General features: G+C 50.3%; 14 protein-coding genes. 7 read left to right on the forward strand and 7 right to left on the reverse strand.

Annotated features, from left to right (window positions below; genetic code table 11):
- Positions 1–82 precede the first annotated feature (82 nt).
- From PLD04_13840 to PLD04_13850, 3 genes are all read left to right on the forward strand, one after another.
- Positions 83–514, forward strand: coding sequence for a hypothetical protein (locus PLD04_13840; GenBank protein HXK69408.1), 432 nt, complete (start codon positions 83–85; stop codon positions 512–514).
- Positions 515–582: 68 nt separating this feature from the next.
- The gene (locus PLD04_13845; protein HXK69409.1) at positions 583–1,260 is read left to right on the forward strand and encodes a transposase; all 678 of its coding nucleotides are present in this window, start codon (positions 583–585) and stop codon (positions 1,258–1,260) included.
- Between the two features lie 35 nt (positions 1,261–1,295).
- On the forward strand, positions 1,296–1,787 hold the full coding sequence (locus PLD04_13850; GenBank protein ID HXK69410.1) for an N-acetyltransferase family protein: 492 nt from the start codon (positions 1,296–1,298) through the stop codon (positions 1,785–1,787).
- A gap of 45 nt (positions 1,788–1,832) precedes the next feature.
- On the opposite strand, the gene lysM is transcribed toward PLD04_13850, so the two are convergent.
- The 3 genes from lysM to PLD04_13865 form a co-directional block, all read right to left on the reverse strand.
- Positions 1,833–2,318, reverse strand: coding sequence for a peptidoglycan-binding protein LysM (gene lysM, locus PLD04_13855; protein HXK69411.1), 486 nt, complete (start codon positions 2,316–2,318; stop codon positions 1,833–1,835).
- An 87-nt stretch (positions 2,319–2,405) separates the two neighbouring features.
- Positions 2,406–4,544: an EAL domain-containing protein gene (locus tag PLD04_13860; protein ID HXK69412.1), complete on the reverse strand. Its 2,139-nt coding sequence runs from the start codon at positions 4,542–4,544 to the stop codon at positions 2,406–2,408.
- A 73-nt stretch (positions 4,545–4,617) separates the two neighbouring features.
- Positions 4,618–5,361, reverse strand: coding sequence for a class I SAM-dependent methyltransferase (locus tag PLD04_13865; GenBank protein ID HXK69413.1), 744 nt, complete (start codon positions 5,359–5,361; stop codon positions 4,618–4,620).
- Between the two features lie 181 nt (positions 5,362–5,542).
- On the opposite strand from PLD04_13865, the gene PLD04_13870 reads away from it, so the two are divergent.
- Complete coding sequence (locus PLD04_13870) at positions 5,543–5,743, forward strand: cold-shock protein (GenBank protein HXK69414.1); 201 nt, start codon at positions 5,543–5,545, stop codon at positions 5,741–5,743.
- A gap of 81 nt (positions 5,744–5,824) precedes the next feature.
- Here PLD04_13870 and PLD04_13875 read toward each other — a convergent pair whose 3' ends face one another.
- The gene (locus PLD04_13875) at positions 5,825–7,339 is read right to left on the reverse strand and encodes a DUF4070 domain-containing protein (GenBank protein ID HXK69415.1); all 1,515 of its coding nucleotides are present in this window, start codon (positions 7,337–7,339) and stop codon (positions 5,825–5,827) included.
- Positions 7,340–7,541: 202 nt separating this feature from the next.
- Positions 7,542–9,482, reverse strand: a complete 1,941-nt coding sequence (locus PLD04_13880) for a KamA family radical SAM protein (GenBank protein HXK69416.1) — start codon at positions 9,480–9,482, stop codon at positions 7,542–7,544.
- A 147-nt stretch (positions 9,483–9,629) separates the two neighbouring features.
- Between PLD04_13880 and PLD04_13885 the strand changes: the two genes are divergently transcribed.
- Positions 9,630–10,172, forward strand: a complete 543-nt coding sequence (locus PLD04_13885; protein HXK69417.1) for an acyloxyacyl hydrolase — start codon at positions 9,630–9,632, stop codon at positions 10,170–10,172.
- Positions 10,173–10,225: 53 nt separating this feature from the next.
- Here the strand turns inward: PLD04_13885 and PLD04_13890 are convergent, their stop codons facing one another.
- Together PLD04_13890 and PLD04_13895 are read right to left on the reverse strand one after the other, a co-directional pair.
- Entirely contained in the window at positions 10,226–10,840 is a 615-nt protein-coding gene (locus PLD04_13890; GenBank protein ID HXK69418.1) for a superoxide dismutase, read from the reverse strand.
- 96 nt (positions 10,841–10,936) lie between these two features.
- A complete protein-coding gene (locus tag PLD04_13895) occupies positions 10,937–12,391 on the reverse strand; it encodes an aminoacyl-histidine dipeptidase (GenBank protein ID HXK69419.1) in 1,455 nt (484 codons plus the stop codon).
- A gap of 449 nt (positions 12,392–12,840) precedes the next feature.
- Between PLD04_13895 and arfB the strand changes: the two genes are divergently transcribed.
- Both arfB and PLD04_13905 read left to right on the forward strand, forming a co-directional pair.
- Complete coding sequence (arfB, locus tag PLD04_13900; GenBank protein ID HXK69420.1) at positions 12,841–13,263, forward strand: alternative ribosome rescue aminoacyl-tRNA hydrolase ArfB; 423 nt, start codon at positions 12,841–12,843, stop codon at positions 13,261–13,263.
- The gene (locus tag PLD04_13905; protein ID HXK69421.1) at positions 13,260–13,910 is read left to right on the forward strand and encodes a class I SAM-dependent methyltransferase; all 651 of its coding nucleotides are present in this window, start codon (positions 13,260–13,262) and stop codon (positions 13,908–13,910) included. Before arfB ends, PLD04_13905 begins: the two co-directional genes overlap by 4 nt.
- The last annotated feature ends 297 nt before the right edge of the window (positions 13,911–14,207 follow it).

Below are 14,207 nucleotides of genomic sequence, written 5' to 3' on the forward strand. Positions count from 1 at the left end.
ATAAGAAGCGCATTTTCTTGGATTCTCACACCCGCCCTTCGTGCTACCATATTCCCATCCTGTTTGTTTAATCGGAGGATTCTTGAGATCATTCATGAAATTTGCAGCCATTGTCATTCTCGGAGCAGCCATCTGGTATGTGGCCGGGGATAGCGCGAAGACCTATTTCAGAAAACTTATCTCTTCTCCATCCGCGAACGACGATGCAACGGTGACGCAAGATTCATCCGACCCGAACGTCATCTACTGGATGGCATTCTGGAACTTGTACCCGGAAGGAGATGGTTTTGGCGACCGATCCGCCATGGAGGATCTTCCCATTGGAGGAGTAACAGATTCCGTTTTGCTCGATCTCCATGACGTCTGCATGCGATATTTTGATGAACTGGAAGAGAATCATTGGAAGCGGGACAGAGGTGAGGATTTTCTCAGTGATGACCTGGTTCGTGGTCACTGGGCCCGGGATTTTATGCCTCTTGTTCAAAGAGCCAGAGAGGCCTATGGAACCCCCTGAGCCAGAGACTGCCTCGTTTTCTCGATAAAAAATAGGGACAGTCCCTATTTTTATGATACTATTATGATATGCCCAGGCGACCAAGAATTGTAATTCCTGATATTCCGCACCACATTACACAGCGTGGAAACAATAAACAGGACATCTTCTTCACGGAGGATGATCGTCAGAAATATCTGTGTGATTTAAAGATACACTCACAAGAATATGGATTTACCCTTCTGGGTTACTGCCTCATGACCAATCATATTCATCTGATTGGGATACCTTCAGAATCGGACACTTTGACCAAAGTCTTTGCGAGGGTTCATTTAAAATATACCCAGCGAATCAATCAGCTCCACAATCGCAGTGGACATTTCTGGCAGAATCGTTTCTTTTCCTGTGCTCTTGATGAGCAGCATCTCTTTCGCGCCATGGCTTACATTGAGACGAATCCTATTCGGGCAAAACTGGTCCCAAAAGCTATGGATTATCCCTGGTCGAGTGCCCGATCTCATGTTGAAGGAAATGATCGGTCGGGACTCATTGATACGGCTTATTGGTTGAAGATAATCACTCCACAAGCGTGGAAAAGCATTTTAGATTCATTTGAAGATACGAGTATTGGTAATCAACTTGTTTTACATGACCGCAATGGACGTCCGCTGGGAAGTGATTCCTTTGTTTCAAAATTGGAAACACTCATTGGCAAAAGGCTACGTCCCCTGGCCCATGGTCGTCCTTGCAAAAAGGATAATAAATAGGGACTGTCCCTATTTTTGATCAGGAGATCGTAAGGATGGATATTCGGACGGCAACCCGGGATGATTTGTCCACAATTATCGATATTTATAATCAGGCGGTGGAAGAAGGGTTTCGGACGGCCGATCTCACACCGGTCCGGCTGGATGAGCGAATCGATTGGTTCAACCTTCATAATCCATCGACCTACCCGATCTACGTGATGACCGAAGACAAAAAGATCATCGGCTGGTGCAGTGTAAGCCCCTATCGTCCCGGCCGGGAAGCCTTACGCACGGCAGCGGAGATCAGTTATTACGTGGACAGGAACTTTCGGAAAAGGGGTATTGCCATGCGACTGATTCTCCATGCCATCGAACAGGCTCCCCTGCTTGGGTTACGGCACTTCTTCGCCATCCTCCTCGATGTCAATGAAGCCAGCGTGCGTCTCCTGGAACGCTGCGGATTCAAGCGATGGGGTCATCTGCCGGACATTGCTTCCATAAAGGATACCCGATGCGGTCAGTTCATCTATGGGAGAGAGATTTAGGTTTCCCCTGACCAACACAATGCTACGGTATTCGCTTCTCCTCGATTAATCGTTCAGAGGTGGAATCCGAAGGACCTGTCCCACATAAATCTTATTGGGATCTTTCAGCATGGGCTGGTTTGCCTCAAAAATCACCATGTATTTCATGGCATCCCCATAGTGATGTTTGGCGATCTTTGAAAGGCTGTCCCCCGCCACAACCGTGTACATCGTGGATTCCTGTTCGGATTGGTCCACGGTAATTTCATCCTTAACCTTTTCCACACCTTTCACGTTCCCCAGGGCCAGAATCAGCTTTTCCCGATCGGTCTGGGAACCCAGGGTTCCCTTGACGTGCACCGTTCCGCGATCGAATTGGATGGTCACATTATCGGTGGCAAGACCCAGTTCTTTCGCTTCCTTATTCAGGTTGTTGGTGAATCTCTGATTTCTGAGTTCCTGGATCTTGTCATCCGCAATCTGAGCTTCTGTCCTTTTATCTTTTTCCTCAACGTCCTTGCCCGCATCCTTTTTAAAATCAAATAAACCCATGGTTATCTCCTTTCCAAACGTGTTTGGATCTGCCGATTGATGGGAAACTGTTCTCGAATTGTACCATGCTCCATTCAGAGGATCAGGTCACCAGGTCACATCGGTCCGCAACAGGTTCGTTGCCACAGCTGCAGGCATGGGGAAGGCATAGTAATATCCCTGCCCCAGTGGATACCCCGCGGCCTTCACATTGTTATGGTCTTCGAGCGTCTCGATCCCTTCCACAATCATTGCGACGCCATGATCATGTGTGGCCTTCAGAAGGGTCGTCTCCATTTTCAGTGATGCCCTGGCATGGGTATCCTTTCGCAGCCAGGTGGACGGAATTTTCACCATATGGATGTCATACTTATCCAGGCAGCTGAGTGAGCTGAATCCATCACTGGACCAGTCGACAGCAATTTTAACGTCCATCGGTTTCAGCTTCCGCAGAAGAGCTGCTGTCTTATCCGGATGTTCCATGAGATAGGTTTCTTTAATTTCCAGGGCAAGCCCGTTGTGAATGAAGATCTCCTGCTCCTTAAGCTGATTCAGGCTGAAATGAAGATCCCCGTGAATGTATTGCGCTTCGGACACATTAATGTGCAGGCAGAAGGGGTCCGGACAGATTTTCATCGCTTTCCACTTTTTCAGCTGGATCAGAGCCTCTTTTAATACCCATTCGCCAATGGGAACGATCAGTTCGGTATGTTCCGCCATGGAAAGGAACTCTCTTGTCACCAGGAGTCCCTTTTCAGGATGTTCCCATCGAATCAGGGCTTCCATCCCTGCGATCTTTCCGTTATCCAGGGAAATGATGGGCTGATAAAAGAGTCGAAATCGATTTTCTTTCAGTCCCATATAGAGTCGGTTTTCTTCTTCCACATCGTGCTCTTTGTCAGCTTTCCCCGCCTCCGGCTTCTTTCTGCGGGGCACGTAAATTGCCTGAATGGCATCGTCCAAAAGAGCTTCCGGTCGCAGGGCCGGATCGTGGGTCGAAGTGATGCCGATCTGGGGTTCCAGTTCAATGGTGCAGCCTTCGAGGTAGAAGGGACGCCGCAGGAGCTCTTCAACACGGTCCTTGATCCTAGGAAGGGTCTGCGCATGGGGGAAATTCTTGAGAAGGATGCAGTACTGGTGGGTTCCCGTTCGAGCGATAAGATCTTCCGGCCGTTTGCAGGCTTCAAGGCGTCGGGCCAGGGCGGGAAGAAATTGTTTCATGGTCAATCGGTCGTACTTCTCTTCCCAAATCTCTGAGTTCTTGAATTCGATCACGATGAGAATGACCCAGCTGTCCGGCATCTCTTCCAGATGTTCCAGGGCTTCACCCACTTCCATCATGAGGGCCCTCTGTTTTAAAAAACCGGTTTCATCATCCTGCTCATATCCCTGCAGCTCACGTCGATCCATCATCACGGTTTCCCTGGGAGAGACCTCAACGACACGGTCGTCGGGAGCAACCCCCGTAGCCGTAGCCCAGGCTGGATGCACTCGCAGAACCAGGCCTTCCACCTCCCTCTCTGAAAGGCAGTTTTCCAGTTGAATATTCACACGGAGGTCGGGGAATTGGGATTCGGAAAATCGAACCTGACCATCCTTCTTGAAATTTGGGGCAAAGAGAACTTCCATAAAGAACTTGTTAAATTCGATAAAGTCATCGGGGTGAACTGGGAAAAAGATAGAAGTTCCAATAAGATCCTCGCGTACTTTGCCCAGATATTCCGCAAAATGGGGAGATACGTATTCCATCTTACCCTCCCCATCGAGGATCGCGGCGTACTCCACCATGCGGTCCAAAATCCGGTTGATTCGCTTGGATGAAGCTTCCAGTTTTTTCTGATCTTCAAGGTAGCGGGAAAAGAGCTTTGTCCAGCGTTCAAGCCGGTGCGCCGTTATGGCCCACTGGTTTTTAAGCAGGGGCTTGGAGAACCAGTCATCAAATCCGGCGGAAATCAACTGTTGAGGCGTTCTTACGGATGCCGGAGACGTCAGGGCAATCAGAATGGTCTTAAAGCGCTGGGGGTTGGATGACAGGGATTGGATGACGTACCCGTTGAGATCCATGTCGAGATCCACGATGACAAAAGGAAAAGCACCTTCCCGGAACAATTGCAGGGCTCTTTCCCCCGAATCGCATACTTCGACATCATATCCGGAAGACACGATAAGATGAGAGAGGTATTGCCTGACCTCCCTATCCCCCGTAAGGATCAGTACCCGAATTAACCCGAACATATTCGTTCCCATAGGTAAAGATGAAAACAATTTACCCGATTAAATAATTCTATCATTCCTGTACCCGTCATGCAGGGTAGCTAACCTATCGATTGGAACGCAGTACGAAGTAGACATATCCATACTCTTCATGGTAGTTCCGGAACATGTCAATTTCCTCGAGGATTTTATATAAAAAGGCCATTTCCCCTTCATCCTTACTCCCGGGCAGAACACGATAGACCTTTTCTTCCAGGGGTGTATAGATTGAACTCCACCACACCTCGGAGGGAAGCCGCAGGGTAGCCAGAACCGTGTACCCGAGGTTCGTTGCGAGGGTTATATTTGATTCAACCGTACCTATCGATGGATACTCACGATCCCAGAATGCCCGAATCTCCTGGGAAGGATTGGAAGTCCACCATACAGCTTCACTGATCATGATGAATCCACATGGTTTCAGATAACGATTCCATTCACGAAGTGCTCCTTCCAAACCCAGAATATAAGCCGCACCCTCACACCAGATCAGATCGAAGGATCCTGGCATAAAGGGCAGGTCCAGCATCGATCCGGCAATACCGTATATTCTGTTAAGGATTCGCGTCCTCAGTAGATGATGAATATAGGAAATGCGGATATCGAGGGCGATCACACGGGCATGGGTCTCCTCTCCAATCACCTCTGTCTGGGCCCCGGTTCCACAACCGATATCCAGGATTCGGGATTGGGGGGAGAGTGAATCGATCACCCTCAGCGCGGAGCGGGTTAAATCCGGGCTTCCGGGTCCCTGCCTCGGAAGATCTTCGAAAAAGTCAAAGAGATAGCTCTCCTGATTGTTTTCCTCCATACCTCTACTATAATACCGGACTTCCCAGGTGGAAAGCCGTAAGGTATTGACTTTTGCGAAATACTATGAGATGATTGGTCTGAATTTCAGAAGTTTTTGCACGATTACGATCCACAAAGGCTCTGAACTTTGTGGTTTTTTTTGTGCTACTTTTGAAATATCTCATTAGAAGGAGCAGTACATGTCTGAAGGAACAGTGAAGTGGTTTAACAACACAAAGGGATTTGGTTTTATTGAGACCTCCGAAGGTCAGGACGTATTCGTCCACTATTCGGCCATTTCGGGCAACGGTTTCAAGTCCCTTAACGAGGGCGATCTCGTGAAGTTCGAAATCCAGAACGGCCCGAAGGGTCCCTCTGCGGTAAACGTAACCCTGCGTTAAATAAACTACGAAACCAACCTTATCCCCCCGGACACCGGGGGGATTTTTTTATCTATGAATATTGCGGGGGCTAATCCGGCGTTACACGATCTGAGGATAGGTCTCCGTTGCACTGCTCACGTAAGCCTCGTAGATCTTTCGGAAATGATGCCCATAAATGGAGAGAGTCACTGCTTCGGAGATAAGGGTGGGACGTCGGAAAAGAGTCCAGACCATCAGCTTCCAGTACTGAAACCTCTCCTTCCCCAGGACACCCAGCGAAATAATCGAGCGCAGAAATGCGGCGATGTCGGATGGATCGATCCGAAATGTCCCCCGGGGAGAAGGTTTGTAATTCTTCAAAAAGGTTTTCACTCTTTCATAGTAATTCCTGGGCGAGTAGATGGTCTTTAATATTCTTCGATACCCCTCGATCAGCTGAGCTCGATCCATTCGCGGGATAAAATTGATTGTCAGATCGGTGTTGTCCCCCGAAGACTCATCCAGAAGCCTTTTCTCGCCTTTCAGCCGCTGGTAAAGCCTGGTTTTCGGAAGTACATTCAGCAGCCCTACCATGGCTGTTACGATCCCGCTGTTTTGAATGAATTTGATTTGAGAGTCAAAGATTCCGGGGGGGTCATGATCAAATCCCACGATAAATCCGCCCTGAACCTGGAGTCCCGCCGCCTGAATCATCTTCACTGACGTAACCAGGTCACGATTCCGGTTTTGAACCTTTCCGCATTCGGTCAGGCTCTGATCATTGGGGGTTTCAATTCCAACAAATACGGTATCGAAACCAGCCTGAACCATGGCTTTCATCAGGGCGGCGTCATCGGCAAGCTCAATGGATGCCTGTGTATTAAAGGTGAAGGGATGCGAGTGCGACTTCATCCAGTCTGCAAGGGCCGGGAGAAGATCGCTTCTCAGTTTCTTCTTATTGCCTATAAAGTTATCGTCTACAAAAAACACGCCTCGACGCCATCCCAGACGGTACAGTCGTTCCAGTTCAGCCAGGATCTGCCCGGTCGATTTGGTTCTGGGCCTTCTACCACAGAGACGAGTGATGTCACAAAATTCACAGTCAAAGGGACATCCCCTTGAATATTGAATACTCATCGTCGCATAGTTTCCCATGCGGATCAGATCCCACCGGGGAATGGGGGTCGTGGCCAAATCGGCCCACTCTGTGGTTTCATAGCGCGTAGATGCTTCTCCCCTCGACAAATCTTTCAGGAAACGAGGGAGAGTCTCTTCGGCTTCATTCAGAACCAGGTGGTCGATGGTATCCGGCAGATTTTCCTCCATGGTAAAGTAAGGACCTCCGCAGACCGTTCGGACACCAAAATCCCTGCATCGTTCCAGTACTTCATGAACAGAAGCTTTTTGAATATTCATTGCGGTAATCATAGCCAGATCGGCCCATCTGAGATCTGCGTCCTTCAATTTCCGCACGTTCAGATCGACCAATCGGAGATTCCATTCCTTCGGTAGCAAAGCGGCAATGGTCATCAGACCGAGTGGCGGGAGACTGGCACGTCTCAATACAAATTTCACAGCGTGAGAGAAACTCCAGAATGTTTCCGGGCATCGCGGATTAATAAGCAACGTATTCATACAAGATCCTTATACCTCTATTTGCAGTAATTCTTCTGACATGGTCAAGTTGATCAACCACCCCTGTTGATTACAACAGATTTGGAATAATAATAAGTCCCACCCAACGGTACGCGGGAAAACGATAAGTATTTCCGTAATCATGCCGTGATGCAGGGCAGATCTTTCCTTGAGTATACATCAGATGAGTTTGTCCCGCATCTTAGTAGTAGTACCAGATCGTTCGATAATCCCGGATATTTTCCCCCCGGGCCGCCAGTTCCTCGAGGTAGTCGTAAATCGGTACGTCCACATAATTGTAGGGCGGCAGCGGTTTGATATTCTTCTCCCAGGGATGGAACTCGTACACCCTGGACCCATTCGCGAGGATCATTACGACTCGATGGTCCTGCCACGCTCGCAGGTGATTTTTCCCCAGCTTGGGGACGTTAAAGACCGGCTCATCGGTCCGGTCCAGTCCCGGCAGAAGGCGGGCCTCTTCCTTGCGTTCCTGCAGGATTCTGGCGATCGGGACCATGTACCTCCGTGTTTCGTCCTTCCCCTTCATGTTGAAGGTGTAGTAAGGATCGACGCCGATCAGGCGGAGATCCCGACGAAGCTTTGCGCTTTCAAACCGTCGGGAATTGTAAATGGTGAAGACTTCCTGGTTGTAAACCCCAATCCCGCGCTTTCGGATCTTCTGCACCGCTTCCATCGATTCGGGGGTAACCTCCGATGAATGCTCAAAATGGGTGATTACGGCAACTTCTCTGTGGCCGGGTTCGTGGAAGGAAGAAAGAATGTCCAGGAATTTCTCCGACCACCGCATGGGAAGAACGACAGGTGTACGGGTGCCGATCCGGATACGAATCACGTGCGGAATGTCGGCAATCGATTGAATCAGTCGCCGAAACGATTCATCCCTCATGATACAGGGATCGCCACCCGTGACGAGAACATCTCCAATGGAGGGATGATCCGCCAGGAATTGAATGGCCTGGGCCAGGCTATGCTTGTCCGCCATGGCCTTCGGATCCATGACTTCATCGATTTCCCAGTTTCTCTGGCAGTACACGCAGATTTGCGCACAGGTATTAAAAGGTTTGATGATGGCAATCATGGGATATCGTCGAGTGACCAGGTCCACCGGCGACGTATCGTGTTCTCCCATGAAGTCGAAGATCAGGCTGCGGTCCGTGCGGTGTTCCGCCATTTGATTTACATAATCCGGGGGCGGGATCACCTGCGCCCGGATGGCTGCATCAAATCCAATGGATAGGGTTCGATCCATCAGGCTCAGGTAATACGGCGTAATCCCAAAGGGAATGGCATTGGACGACGCTTTCCGGATGGCGTCCTGCTGTTCGGAAGTCAGTTCGATCAGATCCAGAAGGGGCTTTGCATCTTTGATCACGTGCTTGAGCTGCCATCGATAGTCCTTCCAGTCCGATTCCGCACCCCCGAAATAGTCCAGGATTCTGTGCCGATTCTCCTCCCTCCACTCAATGAGGTCCGGATCCAGTCCCGAAGGGTATTTCTTAAAATACTTCTTTACACTTACTCCCATGTCATCCAGCATGATCGTGCGGGCTTCGGCGGCTTTTCTTCCTTCGAGGCGAAGAAAATCGGGAATTCCTTTTTTCGCCTCCCGGGATTCAAAATAGATATTAGATCGGCCCGCGACCCCCCGATAGAGGTTGATGAACTCCAGAAGGAACCCGGCAGAGATTCCATTCCGCGTATCTGCATCGTTCTCCCGGGCCAGTTTCCAGAGTACCTGAAGCGCAGAGAAGCCGGTTCGATGCTCATTGATTGGACCGATGATGCTCTTAAAGACACGGATTGACTCTCGAACTGTGGCCTTTTCCAGTATATGAAAGTCGTTCTGAATTTTGAAGATTTCCCGCTCTGCCGCTTCGAGGTAGGTGTATAACTGATCTCGAGCCGCCTCCAGTGTCTCGGCGCCGGAGAGGAGTTTGAGAATTTCCGGATTGGCTTCCTTCAGCCTGTCTACATAGGCATCTACGTCCACTTCAAATCGCGGCTTCACCATATCCACCGCGTCGGTAAATACATCATCTATGATCTTTGTATGAATGACGGTGGGTGTCTCTCGTGATGAATGCAAGGCTTTCCCGCTCTGTGAGCGGTTGGGTTTGTTCATGCGTCACTCCTTTCAGTTCGGAATTCGCGTCGTGTTAAAAGAGATAAGCTCTGCCTTTGTTTTCAGTATACGGGTCCCCGGATTCCATGTCAAATACGTGCAGGTTAATCTTGCAGTTTACCCTGCATACCGTTATACTATTGGGCCATGAAAACAGGGAAAACCGGTTACGGTTCCTTTCTAATCCTTGCCGCCATCTTGTTTACAGGTTTACTCCAGGACAGAGCCTGGTCGGCTGACTGGTCCCTTTCTCTGGGTGCGGGAGCAACAAACCACTGGTTCGACAAGGATATCGATAACCGTATGAACATCGAAGAGATCCGCCTCGCCTGCGGAAAACCTCTTTCCTCCCATGTAAGCCTTGCGTTAAGCGCTGATTATACATCCTTCGACCTCGATGAGGGGGATCATTTCGAGTCCTTTGGCCTGACTCCCCTGATCCGATATACCAGAGGAAGTCTCTTCGTAGAGGGTGGGATCGGGCTCATGCGGAATGATTTCCACCTGGAGGGCTTTACCTACGAATATAAGTGGTCTCCCCAGGCAGGAGTCGGATTCAAGGTCATGGAGACCGAAAAGATCAGCCTTGTCGTCATGTACGCATTGACTCATTTCAGTCACAGCTTTCTCTCTGAGAAGAGAAATGTGGGAATTAATGCCAATAATGTGAGGGTAACCCTCTTTTTCTAGAACGTCTTTCTCATACTTACAGTTTTTGCGAAAATTCCCACAACTACTCTGACCTAAGACGCCTCGCTTAATCTCCGGTCAACACAATCCCAATTCACCAGGTTCCACCATGCCTTAATGTAGTCCGGCCGCCTGTTCTGGTACTTCAGGTAATAGGCGTGTTCCCACACGTCGATTACCAGAAGAGGAACGTGTCCATCCAGCAGGGGGGTTCCTTCGTTCGAGGTGCTTGTGACAGCCAGTGTCTTGCTGGAGGCATCGCGGTAGAGCCAGGCCCACCCGCTTCCAAACTGCCCCGCAGCCTTCGATGAAAAGGCATCATGGAAAGCATTGAAGGATCCGAACGAGGCCTCAATCGCACTTCTCAGGTGGCCGGTCGGCTCCCCTCCCCGCCCGGGAGCCATTGACTCCCAGAAAAAAGTGTGGTTGAAGTGCTGGGCACCATTGTTCCGCACAGCCGACAGGGAACTGGAGGGTACTCGCTTGAGGTTGGCCAGAAGAGCCTCGATGGAGAGGGACTGAAAATCGGAAAGCGTCTCCAGCGCGGCATTTAATTTGGCTACATATCCGCCATGATGCAGATCGTGATGAATTCGTACCGTTTCGGCATCCATGTAGGGCTCCAGAGCATCGTACGCGTAGGGTAGATCGGGTAACGTAAACGCCATAACCACCTCCATAGTCAGAAATCTGTATGTATGATTATAGCAAGAAAAAAAAGGGGCAGGGTTGAAACCCTGCCCCATGTATGAATCTGAAATTGATTACTTGAGTTCCTTAAAAAGTTCCTCCATGAAGTCCCAGACCAAACCGATGGTTCCGATGTGAATTTTTTCATCGGGAGAGTGCGGATTCTTAATGGTTGGACCGAAGGAAATCATATCCATTCCAGGGGTACGATCTCCGATGATCCCGCACTCCAGTCCGGCATGGATCACATCGATTACAGGTTTCTTCTTGTAGAGCCGTTCATAGACTTTCGTGCAGGTCTTCAGCAGAGGCGAATCCATTCTGGGTGGCCACGGCGGATAGCCTTCTCCACTCACGGAAATTCCACCCGCCAGCTCCCCTACAGCCTCAATGCGACGCGTCAACGCCATAAGAGAGGACACTTTTGAGCTTCGCTGGCTGGTCAGGATCGTCATAATCCCATCTTCAATCCTGACATTGGCAAGATTGTTGGATGTTTCAACAAGACCTGCAATATCCTTGGACATGGAGGCAACGCCGTGGGGTAGCGCCAGGATGACATCCAGTACCTTCTTGGACACTTCCGGAGAAAAGGCTGTGTATTCAGCCTTTTTAACAACCTTGACCTTAATAAAGAGATCGGGATCCGTGGTTCCAAACTCATCCTTCAGGGCATTCTCGATCTCCTTCACTGCACTTCGCGCCAGCTTTGCATCGGCTTCTGGAACGAAGATCTGGGCTTCGGCATCTCTGGGAATGGCATTGTGGGCCGTACCGCCGGTGAATCCGGAAATCCTGAGATCGGTTTTAGATCGAATCTTGTTGAGCGCGCGCGCAAGACCGATAATGGCGTTGGCTTTCTGGAGATGAATATCCACTCCGGAGTGTCCCCCCTTCATCCCGCCGGCCATCACGGTATACGATTCGTACGTCCTGGGTACTTTCACCGAGTCCACCAGAAGCCTGATTCTCGTATTGATACCGCCTGCGCATCCCACAGTGAGGTACCCCTCATCCTCAGAGTCAATGTTGAGGAGAATTTTCCCGCTGATAAAACCGGGTTTCAGGGAAGAAGCGCCCGTGAGACCGGTCTCTTCGTCGACAGTGAAGAGAAGCTCAAAGGGCGGATGTTTAAGGGTCTTGTCCGTGGCGGCAATCAGCGCCATGGCAATGGCGATTCCGTTGTCCGCACCGAGGGTCGTCCTGTCTGCTTTCAGCCAGTCCCCGTCATAGACAAACTTGATAGGATCTTTTGAAAAATCATGCCTGGAATCGGGAGTTTTTTCACAGACCATGTCCACATGCCCCTGGAGAACGACCGTAGGGGATTTCTCATACCCCTTCGAAGCCGGAACCTTGATGCATACATTCCCGACTTCGTCCAATTTTGCTTCAAACTTATGGTCGTCCGCCCATTTCAGCAACCATTCGCAGATCTTTTCTTCGTGCTTGGAGCATCGGGGGATCTTCGAGAGTTCTTCAAAGACGCCCAGAATCTCCTTTGTTCTTGCGTGGGTTATTTTCTTCATTGACACTCTCCTTCCTGATAAATAGGACTTTCACGATAAGGGAATCGGTTGTAATTGTCAACTGGATCATGCTTCATGGGATTAGGACCCGGATGTATCCGATTCAGGTTCAGAATGCTCGATGGCAGATGGGGCATTGGACTGGTTCCTGCTCCCGTATCGTTGAACCAGGGGGCTTAGAAGAAGATAAGCCAGGATGGCTCCGTAGAGAACGCTTGACCAAGCGTTGGAAGTGATGGCTCACCCACCTGCCCGGCAGCCAATCATCCGGTAGTAAAGGTAACCGGCCCCGCCGCCAAGCAAGATCGTAGCCAGAGATAGAAGAACTTTCAATTCAGAGCTCCTGAAAGAATGGATTTGACGTACCTCCTAGACAACAGCAGCCGGGTAGCGCGTATTCCTTGTCATTCCCCTCATAATCCAAGATAATACCGATAAGGAAACCGATAATGATTGTAATTCAGGAAACCCTGGCACTGGAGGAAAAAGATCTTCAGGAGACCTTCGTCCGGTCTTCAGGGCCCGGCGGCCAGCATGTCAACAAGGCTTCGACCTGTGTCCAGCTCAAGTTTGATGTAATGGGATGTGCGGTTCTTTCCGATATCGTCAAGGAACGGCTGATTCGCCTGGCCGGTCGCAGAATGGGGGCCGATGGATTTCTGACCATTACGGCCCGACGCTACCGGGACCGGGAAAGGAACCGGGAAGACGCCCGGGAGCGTCTCGCAGCACTGGTGCGAAAGGCCCTTGAAGAACCCAGACCCCGGAAAAAGACGCGGCCCGGCTCCGCGGCCCGGGAGCGCCGTCTCGAATCCAAACGCCGCCGGGCACAGCTGAAAGAATCCAGAAAACGGCCGGACACAGATCCATGAACGGATATTCTGAAAAAAAGACCAATCCCTGGCTGGGAGTTCCCCTGGATGAGTATGAAATTCACATGGCCTCTCCCGACGTGGGGCAACTCCCGGCATTGCGGGATCTTTTTCTGCAGGCCTACCGTGAGGTTTTCCCGCAACGTCTTCTGGTTCTGGGCTGTGAGGCCGGGAATGGATTTGAGCACGTTGAACCTGACAGGACCCGTCTCCTCGTGGGAGCCGATCTGAACCTCTCCTTTCTTTCCACCGCGACTAAAAGGCACAAGCATGGAAACAATCCTCAACTTATCTGTATGGACCTTTCCCGCCCGGGTTTCAGCACTAACTCTTTTGACCACATCCATGCCGCCCTGATCTTTGAGTATGTGAATCCTGTCCAGCTGCTGCAAAATATCGAGAGCTGGCTGGTTCCGGGAGGAACGCTTTCCGTCGTCCTGCAGCTCCCTTCTCCCATCCAGGGAACGGTCTCCTCTACACCCTTTGAAAGTCTGAAAGCCCTTGGAGAAATCCTGCACCTGGTGAATCCGGAAGAATTTACCTCAATCACCCAATCCTTTGGATTCATTCCCGGTCAATCGGAAATACTGCCCCTCCCCGGAGGAAAAGCCTTTTATTTCCGCTACTACAACAAACCTGAAAAATAGGGACACCTCCAAGCCCCGAGAGCAAGGGGTAAGATTTTCACACCCAACCTATCCATACTTCATCCGACGGAAAACGTCCGACACCTCTTCGCGTCGAGAGGGTTGGTGGTTATCCTCTCACGCAGTATGATATACGAGAAGCGATCACCCAATCAGTCCCACGATGTCTTTGAAGGCATCGGTCCCTATTACGGGTCGATCGCTTCTTTCGTATTTCCATTGGTACCCTCCTGCGTTATGCAGGAGGTCATGTCAATAGGTGTGTAAAAAGGGTTCATGCGGCATGATCCTTATTCA

This window comes from Thermoanaerobaculia bacterium (assembly GCA_035593605.1).
In the GTDB taxonomy this organism is placed as follows: Bacteria; Acidobacteriota; Thermoanaerobaculia; order UBA2201; family DAOSWS01; genus DAOSWS01.